Origin of the sequence: Vibrio mytili (assembly GCF_049563345.1) — a bacterium.
In the GTDB taxonomy this organism is placed as follows: domain Bacteria; phylum Pseudomonadota; class Gammaproteobacteria; order Enterobacterales; family Vibrionaceae; genus Vibrio; species Vibrio mytili.
Window position 1 is genome coordinate 1,946,131 of record NZ_CP110481.1, and the last position, 12,923, is coordinate 1,959,053.

The 12,923-nt window shown below is 44.5% G+C and carries 14 protein-coding genes; 4 read left to right on the forward strand and 10 right to left on the reverse strand.

What is annotated here, in order from left to right:
- Positions 1–21 precede the first annotated feature (21 nt).
- Positions 22–1,758, reverse strand: a complete 1,737-nt coding sequence (locus ONE56_RS08920) for a mechanosensitive ion channel domain-containing protein (protein WP_423839692.1) — start codon at positions 1,756–1,758, stop codon at positions 22–24.
- 151 nt (positions 1,759–1,909) lie between these two features.
- Positions 1,910–2,356, reverse strand: coding sequence for a YcgN family cysteine cluster protein (locus ONE56_RS08925; protein WP_423839693.1), 447 nt, complete (start codon positions 2,354–2,356; stop codon positions 1,910–1,912).
- Positions 2,357–2,580: 224 nt separating this feature from the next.
- Between ONE56_RS08925 and ONE56_RS08930 the strand changes: the two genes are divergently transcribed.
- The 3 genes from ONE56_RS08930 (at position 2,581) to aqpZ (ending at position 4,091) form a co-directional block, all read left to right on the forward strand.
- Positions 2,581–2,829, forward strand: a complete 249-nt coding sequence (locus tag ONE56_RS08930) for a GlsB/YeaQ/YmgE family stress response membrane protein (RefSeq protein WP_331437362.1) — start codon at positions 2,581–2,583, stop codon at positions 2,827–2,829.
- 129 nt (positions 2,830–2,958) lie between these two features.
- Positions 2,959–3,207: a YkgJ family cysteine cluster protein gene (locus ONE56_RS08935; RefSeq protein WP_423840506.1), complete on the forward strand. Its 249-nt coding sequence runs from the start codon at positions 2,959–2,961 to the stop codon at positions 3,205–3,207.
- A gap of 185 nt (positions 3,208–3,392) precedes the next feature.
- Positions 3,393–4,091, forward strand: a complete 699-nt coding sequence (aqpZ, locus tag ONE56_RS08940; protein ID WP_041154917.1) for an aquaporin Z — start codon at positions 3,393–3,395, stop codon at positions 4,089–4,091.
- Positions 4,092–4,276: 185 nt separating this feature from the next.
- Here the strand turns inward: aqpZ and recR are convergent, their stop codons facing one another.
- The 7 genes from recR to ONE56_RS08975 all read right to left on the reverse strand — a co-directional run bounded on the left by recR (position 4,277) and on the right by ONE56_RS08975 (position 10,099).
- Complete coding sequence (recR, locus tag ONE56_RS08945) at positions 4,277–4,876, reverse strand: recombination mediator RecR (RefSeq protein ID WP_423839694.1); 600 nt, start codon at positions 4,874–4,876, stop codon at positions 4,277–4,279.
- A gap of 32 nt (positions 4,877–4,908) precedes the next feature.
- A complete protein-coding gene (locus ONE56_RS08950) occupies positions 4,909–5,238 on the reverse strand; it encodes a YbaB/EbfC family nucleoid-associated protein (protein ID WP_041154919.1) in 330 nt (109 codons plus the stop codon).
- A gap of 82 nt (positions 5,239–5,320) precedes the next feature.
- Entirely contained in the window at positions 5,321–7,471 is a 2,151-nt protein-coding gene (dnaX, locus tag ONE56_RS08955; RefSeq protein ID WP_331437360.1) for a DNA polymerase III subunit gamma/tau, read from the reverse strand.
- Between the two features lie 8 nt (positions 7,472–7,479).
- Positions 7,480–8,025 (reverse strand): adenine phosphoribosyltransferase, encoded by a 546-nt coding sequence (gene apt, locus ONE56_RS08960; protein ID WP_041154921.1) that lies wholly within the window; start codon positions 8,023–8,025, stop codon positions 7,480–7,482.
- Positions 8,026–8,185: 160 nt separating this feature from the next.
- Positions 8,186–8,560: a YbaN family protein gene (locus ONE56_RS08965; protein ID WP_415679233.1), complete on the reverse strand. Its 375-nt coding sequence runs from the start codon at positions 8,558–8,560 to the stop codon at positions 8,186–8,188.
- 38 nt (positions 8,561–8,598) lie between these two features.
- Positions 8,599–8,730: a hypothetical protein gene (locus tag ONE56_RS08970; protein WP_041154923.1), complete on the reverse strand. Its 132-nt coding sequence runs from the start codon at positions 8,728–8,730 to the stop codon at positions 8,599–8,601.
- Positions 8,731–8,998: 268 nt separating this feature from the next.
- Complete coding sequence (locus ONE56_RS08975; RefSeq protein WP_423839695.1) at positions 8,999–10,099, reverse strand: response regulator; 1,101 nt, start codon at positions 10,097–10,099, stop codon at positions 8,999–9,001.
- Between the two features lie 311 nt (positions 10,100–10,410).
- On the opposite strand from ONE56_RS08975, the gene ONE56_RS08980 reads away from it, so the two are divergent.
- Positions 10,411–11,286 carry a LysR family transcriptional regulator gene (locus ONE56_RS08980; protein ID WP_041154925.1) on the forward strand — a complete coding sequence of 292 codons (876 nt, stop codon included), beginning with the start codon at positions 10,411–10,413 and terminating at the stop codon, positions 11,284–11,286.
- Positions 11,287–11,377: 91 nt separating this feature from the next.
- Here the strand turns inward: ONE56_RS08980 and purF are convergent, their stop codons facing one another.
- Complete coding sequence (gene purF, locus ONE56_RS08985) at positions 11,378–12,892, reverse strand: amidophosphoribosyltransferase (protein WP_041154926.1); 1,515 nt, start codon at positions 12,890–12,892, stop codon at positions 11,378–11,380.
- Between the last annotated feature and the right edge of the window lie 31 nt (positions 12,893–12,923).

Below are 12,923 nucleotides of genomic sequence, written 5' to 3' on the forward strand. Positions count from 1 at the left end.
ATGTATGGTGATGTGGTTTAATTATGCGTCTTGTTTGGCTTGCTCTACCATATGCAAATGCACATCTTGTTGTGGGAAAGGAATAGAAATACCTTCTCGGTCAAAGCGCAATTTTACTTCTTTCGTCATGTCCCAATATACGTCCCAGTAATCATCAGTTTTCACCCAAGGACGGACAATAAAGTCAACCGATGACGTGTTCAACGTATGTACTCTGATGTTTGGCTCTGGTGTACGTAGTACTGCAGGGTGAGAGTTCACAATGTCATTTAGTACCTGTTCTGCTTTCAGCAGGTCATCCGCATAACCGATGCCAAACACCATATCTACTCGACGAATGCGCTCATGGGTAACGTTTTTAATAACGTCTCCCCAAATTTTACTGTTCGGTACAATAATGATCTGGTTATCGAAGGTACGAATCGTAGTATTAACCAGGCTCATGTGACTAACCTTACCGTCCACGCCACCAGCGTAAACAAAATCTCCGACATCAAATGGACGATAAATCAGCAGCATCATACCAGCGGCGAAGTTCGACAACGTATCTTGTAACGCAAAACCGATAATCACACCGGCAATACCGAAACCAGTCAGTATAGGGGCAAGGTTTAAGCCGATCTGAGACAGACCGACCATGATACCAATAACCCATACAAACTTTCCGGACATCGAAATAAAGAACTCCTGCATTAACTGAGACAGTTTTAAGTTCTTTGAGGCAACCGTCCTTTTGACGATTTTTCTTGTCAGCTTTGCAAGTGCTCGTGCAACCAATAAAATTAGGAAAAATACGAACAATTGGAAAAGATGCTGCGGTGCATTTTCCCCTAACCAATCAACCGCTGTACTCGACCAGTGGCTCAAGATCGACAAAACCACTTTGCCGTTAAGTAAGAAGTGACTAATACTGCCCGTTGCTTCAAATACTTGACGCTTATATTCTGAAGTTTCTAGTCCAACTTTATCCCCAAGTTCAACCAGACGGCTCAAACTGTCCGTAACAATATCCAGCCTTTGCTTAATAATTAGCTGGTTGAGTTGCAGCGTTGCTTTTTCTGATTCTGGGCTTGCAGAAAGCTGAGTCTCTATAATATTGATTTTCTTGGTTAAAAACTGTATCGACGCTGACTGTAACTGCATTCGCTTGTCTAAACTGTCTTTTAGTTTATCTTCTGCAGGCTTGTCTTGAGCATCAAGCGTTTTTAACCAGTTAAGATTTTGCCAGCTAGATTCAAAGCTATCATCAAGATAAGTTTGAGCCTGACGATAAGCATTGATTAACGTTAGTTTTTCTTCGTCTTTCGCTTCACTGAGTTCATCTCCTGATGATTTTATCTTTTCAGCCATGTAATCAACCGCACCGTCTGAGTACGTTTGTTGAGTTTTAACTAAATCAACCAACTTTTGATTTGACATTGATTGGTGTGAAATAGCTAATGCCAGTTGTTTTCTCAACTCTTCATTTTTTTGAAAAAGCTGCAATTGCAAAGCATCACGTTCATCGCCAGTCGCTAGCTTAGACGCTTCCGACAGTTCAATCATCTCTCGACCTAACGCGTTAATCGCAATCTCTTCAGCGGAGAGTTCTTCTGGTGCTTCTGTTTGCGCCTCACCATCTTGAACATTACTGGTTTGAGTCGCTTCGCCACTTGCTTCAGTCGCATGAACAAACTGCGGGCTAAATACACCGAATAGAATTGAGAATACTACCAGCCACAATGACAGGCGGGTTTTGATTGGGGGATAAAACGTCATGCTTACCTCATTAAGACGAAAGTTCAATAGCGCAATATAAGCTGTCTAATATTACGCCCGCGCCATCATAACGTTAAGCTGATAATGACGGGGGTAATATTTCGGTCAAGATGCATCCAAGCACAACTAAGCGTGTGCGAGCATAAAAACGTTATTCTGATTGTCTATCAGGATGGTTCAAAATGTGGTCTTCCCAATTGACCACATCAATTTCGTATACGACTTTATTTCGCACACTCTCACCAGCGGCATGCATCGCAGATTTGGATCCCGTAATTAGTGGGTGCCACTCTGGTAAAGGCTGGCCTTCGGATAATAAACGGTAAGCGCACGTATGAGGTAACCAAGTGAAATCATCGATATCCTCTCGTGTTAGCTTTGTGCACTCTTCATCTGAGTTAAAACGGTTCGGATAATCTTTACACGCACATGTCTTCGTATTCAACCAACTACACGCCACATTAGTGTAGTAAATTTCATCCGTGTCTTCATCCATCAATTTATGCAAGCAGCACTTACCACAACCATCACAAAGAGATTCCCACTCTTCTTCGCTCATCTGCTCTAAGGGTTTGCTTTGCCAAAATGGAGTATTCATACCGTGTTTCTCATTGTGGGAATTAGGGGGCGATTTATACCCCTGTCATGAATAAAGTTCAAGTATTGAGAAGAGATTGCTTTTACTATGAATAAAACGACCAGAATTTCGCTATTTTTGTTTTAGTGTTCTACATTTTGATATCTGGCAATATCGTCATGTAACTTCAAAGTCTTGTTCACAACTTTGGAGTCATAATCAAATATATAAATGAAGGAAATGACATGGGAATCCTATCTTGGGTTATTTTGGGCTTGATCGCTGGCGCACTAGCAAAATGGTTGATGCCGGGTAAAGATGGCGGAGGTTGGATTGCAACGATGCTACTTGGTATCGCAGGAGCGTTCGTCGGTGGATTTCTTGGCGGATTTCTTGGTCTCGGCGGCGCAACGGGCGTCAATGTGGGCAGCATTGTTACCGCAACACTTGGCGCGTTTATTCTTCTATTTGTTTACAACCGCTTTCTAAGATAACCACACCCATTAATAAGCTGAGTTGGTTGCCGACATCCGTTTTGACGCTCAGCTTATTTTCTTTCTCCCCTTCCAATCTGTGAAAAAATGACCATAATTGCCCCCTGAATTTTCTAAGAGGTTTGAATGATGGATTGTCGGCTAGGCTGTGGAGCGTGTTGTATCGCACCCAGCATATCTTCTCCAATACCAGGTATGCCAGATGGTAAACCAGCTGGCGTTCGCTGTATCCAGTTGAATGAAGACAATCTATGTAAACTCTTTGGTCAACCCGAACGACCAAAAGTGTGCCATGAATTCAAACCGTGCCCTATCATCTGTGGTAAAACCAATCAGGACGCACTCAGAAACATCTCTGAATTAGAGCAACTGACATAAATTTTGATACGCAACTACCTGTTTAGACGTTGTTTTTGAATGTTGTTTGCCGCCTACCAGTCTCACAGCTAAGACGGAGCTGTAAAAAGGATATAAGATACCATTTTTTTGTGCGATGCCTCACGCTTACCTGACAATTCTGAACTATGTTCTTCTAGTTATTCAACTTTCAGATAGGAAATAAGATGAATAGGTATTTAGCAGAGGTTTTTGGTACGTTTTGGCTGGTTCTTGGTGGCTGTGGCAGCGCTGTGTTAGCAGCTGGGTTCCCAGACGTTGGTATTGGTCTCTTAGGGGTATCTTTGGCTTTTGGTTTAACCGTTCTGACTATGGCATTTGCCATCGGCCATATCTCAGGCTGTCATTTAAATCCAGCGGTTACTGTCGGCCTTTGGGCTGGCGGTCGCTTTGAGAGTAAAGAGGTTGTGCCTTACATCATAGCGCAAGTGGTGGGTGGCCTTATCGCGGGCGGAATTCTTTATGTCATTGCGGCTGGCCAAATGGGTTTTGACATCGCGGCATCAGGCTTTGCATCCAATGGTTATGGTGAGCATTCCCCGGGTCAATATTCGATGCTTGCTGCGCTAGTCACAGAAGTGGTGATGACCATGATGTTCTTGATTGTCATTATGGGGGCTACCGATAAACGCGCGCCTCAAGGTTTCGGTCCTATCGCAATCGGCTTGTGTCTGACGTTGATTCACTTAATCAGTATTCCTGTCACAAATACTTCTGTTAACCCAGCGCGCAGTACGGGTGTTGCACTGTATGTCGGTGACTGGGCAGTTGCTCAGTTGTGGCTGTTCTGGGTTGCTCCAATTATTGGTGGTGTGCTAGGTGCCGTTATCTACAAGAATCTGCTTGCGGCGGATTCTGAAGACTAAGAAACAGCAATCACTGTCCAGCAGAGTACACAGCTAGGGCTTCAAAAAAACAACGCAATTGATGTGACTGACGTACTTAATGGAAAACCTTCTAGGGTCGAAAATACATCAAAAATAAAAAGCCGTTGAAACCAAGTTCAACGGCTTTTTGCTATTCTTTGCTCATACTCTCTACTGTACAGTGACTAAATTTTATGTCGTCCCATCAGTGAGTGAGACAAAGTAGTACCATCAACCAGTTCCAGCTCTCCTCCAACAGGGACACCATGGGCAATTCGGCTGGCCTCCACGTTATGCGCTTGACATAACTCAGCGATGTAGTGTGCCGTCGCCTCTCCTTCCACGGTCGGATTCGTCGCCAAGATAACTTCTGTGATGTCTCCACGTCTCAAGCGATAATCCAGAATATCTAAACCAATATCACTAGGCCCTATTCCATCTAATGGAGACAAATGCCCCATCAGTACAAAGTACCTTCCTGAATATTGACCCGTTGCCTCCACAGCTGCGATGTCTGCCGGACTTTCGACAACACAAATTTGACCGTTTTCTTGACGTTTAGGGTTAGAGCAAATGTGGCAAACCTCTTCTTCAGTGAAGGTCCGACACTCTGTACAGTGACCAATTTCTGTCATGGCCTGACTCAACGCATCTGCTAATTGCAGACCGCCTTTTCGATCACGCTGTAACAAATGAAAGGCCATACGCTGTGCCGACTTGGGACCGACCCCAGGCAGACAACGTAAGGCCTCCATCAATTGCTCCAGCATATGACTGGTACGCATTTAGAATCCGCTTAATTAAGAAATTCGCTGATTTAGAAAGGCATTTTCATGCCTGGTGGTAGCTGCATACCGCCAGTAACTGAAGCCATCTTTTCTTTTTGTGTTTCTTCGACACGACGAGCTGCGTCATTGAATGCTGCTGCAATCAAGTCTTCAAGCATCTCTTTGTCATCTTCCATAAGGCTTTCGTCGATATCAACTCGACGTACACTGTGGCTACCAGTGATTGTCACTTTAACTAGACCAGCACCTGACTCGCCAGTTATTTCCATATTCGCGATTTCTTCTTGAAGCTTTTGCATGCGATCTTGCATTTGCTGGGCTTGCTTCATTAGGTTACCCATACCGCCTTTACCAAACATGTTTTTCTCTCTGGTTTAATGAGGTGTTGAATCAATTAATGGGGTGCTCACTCTACGTTTTCAACCCCATTCCATTCGATTATTAGATAGGACGCACACTATCTTTATCGAGTTCAGCAGCAAATCGTCTTTCGATAAATTGTACATTTGTATCGTTTTCCAAACTGTTTAATGCTTGCTGCAATTTCTCTTGATAGAGTCGATCTCTTAGCTCCAGCGGTGTTTCACCACCGTCACCGACTTCAATGCTTAGGTGACACTCTTCACCGAGGATGTCGCTTAGCGCATTGTGCAGATCAGCTTGAGCTCTATCTGTATTAAGATGCGCCTGACTACTTCTTAATATTAACGATACCGTAGTTCCGTCTTTACTATAATGTGAGTTTAGCGCAAGTTGTTCGACTAATTTAGGCGTGTTCATCAAACTGATTAACTTCGCCCACTCATTTAATGCTAACGATTCATCCACCAGCTTCTGGGCCATTTCTGGCGTTTTTTCATGTTCAAGCGCTTGCTTCAACTGCGTAGGTGTAAGTTGCGTATTTACTTTGGTCTCTGCCACTTTACTTGGACGCCAGCGATACGCTTCTTCGACAACTGGCTCTTCCTTATTCGGTGAAACCTTTGGCGACACCTGCGCGGAATTGCCATGCAATTGCGCTAACCGATCAATGACCGATTCTGGTTGTGCTGATGCCGCTTTAGGCTTTTTTGACCCACCACTTTGTTGAGGTGTGCTCTCCGTCTGAGCTCCATTTTGTTGCAACCCCTGACGCTGTGAGCGTAATTGATGGCGTAAACCGCTCCCCCCTCGAGAAGGCGCTGATTTACTCTCTTGAACCAGCGGCTGCTCTTGTGGCTGAGGTGCCGGGTTTTCACTCAATGGTGGTGCCATATCATACTGTGGCATTCCCATATCGCCACCCGATAGGGGCTGCTCTGGATGAGTTTGGCGAGAATCACCAACAGGCTCTGAATGATTTGACGTCACTGGCTCACTTGCAAAGCGAGAGTCAGATTGCATGCTTCCTGGATTCACGTGAGATTGCTGAATTGGAGCTTGCTGATCCTTTGATACCGTGTTCGTCTTCGACTCAGACGACACCTGCGGTTGCGAAGATGAGGCAATAATATTCGCACCGTTATTCACTGCTGGTCGAAATGCCATCATGCGCAGTACGATCATTTCCATGCCAACGCGACCATTCGGTGACAACGTCAGATCCTCACGACCTTTTAACGCAATCTGGTAGTATAATTGAACATCTTGCGGGTTAAGCGCCCTACTCAACAGTTCTATTTTTTCCGCATCAGGCTGCGCACGATCTAAGGTTGATGGCAAAGCTTGATACATCGCAATACGGTGCAGCTGAGTTGCAACTTGTTGTAACAAACCATCCCACTCAACACCGTTAGACGCCAGTTGTTGGATTTTATCCATGGCTTGTTGAGGCTGCTTACTGCTGATCGACTCAAGCAAATGAATCGCTTGATCTGTATCGATCGTCCCTAGCATGTGGCTGACGATATCGGTTTGAATCGTGCCATTACCCAACGCAATTGCTTGGTCAGTTAAACTCAACGCATCGCGCATACTGCCATCAGCGGCATGGGATATCATACCTAGCGCTTTCGGCTCTGCTGAGACTTGTTCTTGCTCAAGTATATGATCAAGTTGTTGGTGAATATCATCAACACTGATTGGCTTAAGGTGGAACTGAAGACAACGTGACAAAATCGTCACAGGCAGTTTTTGCGGATCCGTTGTCGCGAGCAAAAACTTCACATACTCTGGTGGCTCTTCCAGCGTTTTCAGTAACGCATTAAAAGAGTGTCGCGACAGCATATGGACTTCATCAATAAGATAGACCTTGAACCGCCCACGCGCTGGCTTGTACTGAACGTTATCCAGCAGTTCACGAGTGTCTTCAACTTTAGTGCGTGAGGCTGCATCTATTTCCAATAGATCAACAAATCGACCTTCATCAATCTCACGACACGTATCACACTGGCCACAAGGCGTGGCGGTAATACCAGTTTCACAGTTCAACCCTTTGGCGAACAAACGGCCGATACTGGTTTTCCCCACACCACGGGTACCACTAAACAGATACGCATGGTGCAATCGATTTTGCGCCAACGCATTTTCCAAAGCCGTAAGCACATGCTTTTGCCCTACGACTTGGTCAAATTGATGAGGACGCCATTTACGCGCTAAAGCTAAATAACTCATTGAATATATTAGTGTCCTTCAAAATCACAAATGCTGTATACATTTAGACCTAATGCTTCTAAACGTTTATCACCTGCGATTTCTGGTAGATTAATGACAAAGGCTGCATGTTCAACTTCACCGCCCAATTGACGAATCAGTTTTGTTGTTGCTTCAATGGTACCACCAGTCGCGAGCAAATCATCAACGACCAATACTTTGTCACCCTCTACGATGGCATCGGTATGAATTTCTAATGTGTCCATGCCGTACTCGAGCTCATAAGTTTGAGCAATCGTTGGACGAGGTAGTTTTCCGGGTTTACGAACTGGAACAAAACCAACGCCTAGCTCAAGAGCGAGTGGCGCACCAAATAAGAAGCCGCGTGCTTCTGTACCTACAACCTTGGTGAAACCCATGTCTTTATAACGCTCAACCAACAAGTTGATCGTCGCTTGGTACGCCTTGGCGTCTTCAAGCAAGCTCGTTACGTCACGAAACAGAATGCCTGGCTTAGGGTAATCTTGGATGCTTTTGATGCTGGATTTGATCAGTGAAATTGTTTCTGTAGTCATAATACCGATTTACTTAGATTGGCTCGTTGCCCTCTAAAATCTGTATATGAGGGCGACAAACAATAGGTTTCCATCGCTATGCATTTACTTTCTTAAAAAGTCACAAGCGTTGAAAAAACAAACGCCCACTCCAAGAGCGGGCACACTATTCTTACCGATTTTAGTGATTTTCTTCCCTATCAGCAACCAACTCAATCACAGGTAGGCGCATAAACAAGGTGAGTAAAAAGATCAGCATCATAAAAAGGCCAAGCTTTAACCACCCGTGAGGAACAACGAGAATTGAAACCGTAAAACTCAGCGCAATAAAAATGGCACCACGCCGTTTGACTTTAGGAGAGACGGCTTTGTGTTGTTGCCAATTATGCAAAACTGGACCAAAAGTTGGATGACAGTGTAGCCAGTGATGAAATGCGGGGCTGCCACGCATAAAACACGCACTCGCTAGAAGAATAAATGGAGTGGTGGGCACAAGAGGTAGGACTATCCCGGCAACGCCGAGTGCAATGCAGAGTCCACCAACAATATTGAACAAAACGCGCTTAATATAAATGGTGAACTCCTAGAGCTAAATTAAAAGCCTGTGTAACCATTCATTACACGAAGCCAGGTTAGCGTTGCAGGTAATGTTGGGATCATTAGTGCCACAATAAAACCTAAAAAGTAAAATAGATTATAAGGCTCTTTAAATTCTTTGTCTGCCATGAAGTTTATTCTCTTTTGTTTACGTTGACTTTACTTCCCAACACAATGCAGCGTTAAATGTTCGTTGCATAAATGGGTCATTATTGTTTGAACGCAAACTATACCTTAAACTACGTCAGTGAAACACAGACAAAAAGAAGGGGTTTATCCCCCACTTAAATGTAACGACGATAACTCAGAAACCACAAAAAAACAGCGCTCCTGCGCTGTTTTAAGTTCACTGTGTCACTTGGTTTATTGGACACCCTATTCTATTCGTCGATTTATTCTATTCGTCTCGTCGTTCGATACTCAGGCTAAAACTCGATGAACCAAGACAACCAATAGAGAGTCGTCCACTGTCGTGTATCGAAAGATCCCTTGTGATAAAGTTTCTCATACTGCCATCACCTAAACGATTACCCGCTTCAATGTGTTGACGAGTATCACCACCGACCCATTGACTATCCAACCCGGCAGGTAAAATGGTCACCGTGGATGACGCAAAATCAGCCAGTCCAAATACCGCATTAACAGGACCCGCACATTTTGAGCATTGGATGCCTTTTTCCATGATAGCGGTCATGTCTTTTAAGTCGGCATTTAAGCTACTCAAGTTCCTCAAGTAATCATCAAACAAGGCTCGAACTAAAAGAGGGGTCGCCACTCCTCCGTTTTCCTGAGATGCGGAATCAACCAGATAGAAAGCGAACTGTCCATTCATCAGCCAGCGATAATCAAAGACTAATGGCATCACATCGGTCGACTGAAGCAGTCGGTAAGAGCACCGCCAGTCACCTAGAGACGCATCTTTCTCTGGGAGTAAAGCATGCAAGAGGTCTCTGGCGGCACTCGGGTTCTGGTACAAAAAGTCTAAATGCCAGTGCAGCTCTTGCTCGTCGGGAATTTCCCCCCCATCGTCGACTCTGAACCACTGACTTGAAAAGTCGCGTTGTTCAGAAAAGTGCGCATCCGAATCCTCAAGCGTATTTTCAATGGCTTGAGATAAATGTTTATAGTTACCTATAGGTTTTGTGAGGAAGTCCTTAATACCAAAACGTAACGCTTTCGCGACGTCTGACATTTCATCAGTGCCAGATACCACGATCAATGGTATCGACGGATACTCTAAACTCACTTCTTCAACAAGTTCTATACCGTTCAACACAGGCATAGACAAATCACACAAAACAAGATCGGGCTGACATTCCCTAAGTTGTTGAAGAGCCTCTAGGCCATTTTCAGCTTCTACTACTTTAAAACCCTGACTTTCTAAATAAGCACGAGTTACGTTACGAAAAACACGATCATCATCCACTAGCATGACTAGCTTGTGATCAACCGCTTCCTGTACCGACACCCTTGCCGTTTGACTGTGAGTCTTAAACATACCTTTACACCTCACAAAGCTCTGTCAAAAAACGATTTTTCAAACTGTTATTATTCTTATTGTGTATATTTGCAGTGAAACAATACGCAGCAAGACCCCACACTGTTTCGCCTCGTTATAAAACGTAGCCTTAAAAAGACGTTTATACAAATATTAGATTAGTGGTCAATCTGCGTTCAAAAATGCATTCTTAATTTGCTCAAGCGCGTGTGCTATGGTCAAATAAATGCAACATGTTGACTTAAAGCAAACTTTAATTACAAATTTAATTATAAATTAACCTTTTATGGTAACTCGCTGTGTCTGGAAATATGAAATTAGATGATCTCAACCTATTTCGACTGGTTGTCGAAAATGGGAGCTACACCGCAACTTCGCGCAAAACCATGATTCCGGTTGCGACCATAACCCGACGCATTCAAGCATTAGAAGACTCCGTCGATCTTCGCCTACTTAACCGTCATGCGCGAAAACTATCTCTTACTGAAGCAGGGGAACGCTTTTATCACGAATGTTCTCCTTTATTGCAACGCTTGACTTCCGCAACCGAGGAAATCACAGACGATTGTCATGGGGCATCAGGGAGAATAAAAATATCGACACCGTCTAACTTAACCAAGCGTATGATGATGCCGATGTTGAATGGGTTTATGAAAAAGTATCCCGATATCGTTATTGAACTAACAACGGAAAACAATGCCGATAAGCTTGATCCAACTGAATGGGATGTCATTTTTCGGGTTGGGCCTCAGCGCGACTCTAGTCTGATAGCTCGTAAGGTCGGTGGTGTAAAAGATATTCTGGTTGCTAGCCCTGAGTACTTAAGTTCAAACCCCGCGCCAGAACACGCAGAAGAATTGTCAAACCACTCGCTGTTAAAAGGCTACCCATTGATTAAATGGACGCTCATTAACGGTGAAGGCGAATCTGTGGTGAACGTCGACCGTGGCCGCTTTCAAGCTAATGCGCTCAACGTCGTGCGTAGCAGTTGCTCTGACGGACTAGGGATTACACTTATGCCTGACGTGATGATCAAAGAGTATATTGAGAGAGGGGAATTAGTACGTGTGCTGCCTGAATGGAGTGCCAACCCCCGCGATATCTACATGCTGTATAACCACAAAGATCACTTGCCAGAGAAAGTACGTCTTTTCATTGACTATGTCATTGCGTACAAAATGCAGTAAGCCATTACCCCGAGGTAAATGGGTTAAGTCATAACAAAAAACCAGAGCCTCGGCTCTGGTTTACTATTAAAGGCTGAAACAGTATGTAACGTTACGCGCCTTCGTTATGCAATTCTAAGTTGGCTAAATCTTGCTGAATCTCGCGTTGAACTTTCGCATCATCATTGCGTAAACCATCGAGAAAATCGAGATATTTCTGGTCAATATCTCCCGTCACATAGTGGCCATTAAAGACCGATGTATCGAACTGAGTGATATCTTGATTGCCAAGGCCAACCGCTTCAACCAAATCTTCCAGTCGTTGATAAATTAGGGCATCAGCGCCAATCGCTTTGCAAATCGTTTCGTTGTCGCGACCATGAGCAATTAACTCTGTCGCACTTGGCATATCAATACCATACACATTAGGGAAACGGACTTCAGGTGCGGCAGAAACCATGAAGACTTTATTTGCACCAGAATCACGTGCCATCTCAATGATTTGCTCAGAGGTGGTGCCACGAACAATGGAATCGTCCACCAACAAAACGTTCTTGTCTTTAAACTCCGAACGAATCGCGTTCAATTTGCGGCGCACGGATTTTTTACGTTGCTGCTGACCAGGCATAATAAACGTACGGCCAACATAACGGTTTTTAACAAAACCTTGGCGATATGGCTTGTTGATGGCCTGAGCAATTTGCAAGGCAATATCGCAAGAGGTTTCAGGGATTGGGATAACCACATCAATATCTAGGTCTGAGTAATCTTCACAGATACGTTCACCCAACTTCTTACCCATTTCAACACGAGCACTGTAAACCGAGATCTTATCGATGAATGAATCTGGGCGAGCAAAGTAAACAAACTCAAAAATACATGGGTTTAGAGTCGGACGATCGGCACACTGTTTGGTAAACAGCTCACCGTCAAAGGTCGCGTAAATCGCTTCACCAGGTGCTACGTCACGCACAAAATCGAAACCAACCGCATCAAGAGCAACTGATTCGGACGCAACCATATATTCGGTTCTGCCATTTTCTTCACGCTTACCTAAGCAGAGCGGACGGATACCGTTAGGGTCACGAAATGCAATCATACCATGGCCAATGATCATCGCCGTCACAGCATAAGCACCACGAATTGTACGGTGTACGTTGGTCACAGCACGAAACACGTCTTCCGTAGTGACGTTCCCTTTCACGGAATCAATTTCGTGGGCGAGTACGTTAAGCAGCACTTCTGAATCTGATGTCGTGTTAATGTGACGACGGTCTTTTTCAAACAGCTTTTGACGAACTTCGTTCGCGTTAGTCAAGTTGCCGTTGTGGGCAAGTGTAATACCGAAAGGAGAGTTAACGTAGAAAGGTTGTGCTTCTGAAGCGCTTGAACTACCAGCAGTTGGGTAACGAACGTGACCGATACCAACCTCACCTTGCAAACGCTGCATGTGTTTTGCTTCAAACACATCCTTGACCAAACCGTTCGCCTTACGCAGACGAAAACGATTGCTTTCTATGGTACAAATACCAGCGGCATCTTGGCCACGATGCTGTAACACCGTTAACGCGTCATAAATAGACTGGTTTACAGGCGTTGTGCCCACGATTCCAACAATACCACACATGTCCTAATCCTCGATTTGCGACAGTAGCTGG

Excerpts from the sequence above, each read along its gene's own strand:
- ONE56_RS08930 (WP_331437362.1), top strand. The coding sequence starts at position 2,581 with ATGGGAATCCTATCTTGGGTTATTTTGGGCTTGATCGCTGGCGCACTA.
- ONE56_RS08980 (WP_041154925.1), top strand. The coding sequence starts at position 10,411 with ATGAAATTAGATGATCTCAACCTATTTCGACTGGTTGTCGAAAATGGG.
- purF (WP_041154926.1), bottom strand. The coding sequence starts at position 12,892 with ATGTGTGGTATTGTTGGAATCGTGGGCACAACGCCTGTAAACCAGTCT.
- ONE56_RS08970 (WP_041154923.1), bottom strand. The coding sequence starts at position 8,730 with ATGGCAGACAAAGAATTTAAAGAGCCTTATAATCTATTTTACTTTTTA.
- ONE56_RS08935 (WP_423840506.1), top strand. The coding sequence starts at position 2,959 with ATGGATTGTCGGCTAGGCTGTGGAGCGTGTTGTATCGCACCCAGCATA.
- ONE56_RS08950 (WP_041154919.1), bottom strand. The coding sequence starts at position 5,238 with ATGTTTGGTAAAGGCGGTATGGGTAACCTAATGAAGCAAGCCCAGCAA.
- ONE56_RS08920 (WP_423839692.1), bottom strand. The coding sequence starts at position 1,758 with ATGACGTTTTATCCCCCAATCAAAACCCGCCTGTCATTGTGGCTGGTA.
- recR (WP_423839694.1), bottom strand. The coding sequence starts at position 4,876 with ATGCGTACCAGTCATATGCTGGAGCAATTGATGGAGGCCTTACGTTGT.
- aqpZ (WP_041154917.1), top strand. The coding sequence starts at position 3,393 with ATGAATAGGTATTTAGCAGAGGTTTTTGGTACGTTTTGGCTGGTTCTT.
- ONE56_RS08925 (WP_423839693.1), bottom strand. The coding sequence starts at position 2,356 with ATGAATACTCCATTTTGGCAAAGCAAACCCTTAGAGCAGATGAGCGAA.
- ONE56_RS08975 (WP_423839695.1), bottom strand. The coding sequence starts at position 10,099 with ATGTTTAAGACTCACAGTCAAACGGCAAGGGTGTCGGTACAGGAAGCG.
- apt (WP_041154921.1), bottom strand. The coding sequence starts at position 8,025 with ATGACTACAGAAACAATTTCACTGATCAAATCCAGCATCAAAAGCATC.
- dnaX (WP_331437360.1), bottom strand. The coding sequence starts at position 7,471 with ATGAGTTATTTAGCTTTAGCGCGTAAATGGCGTCCTCATCAATTTGAC.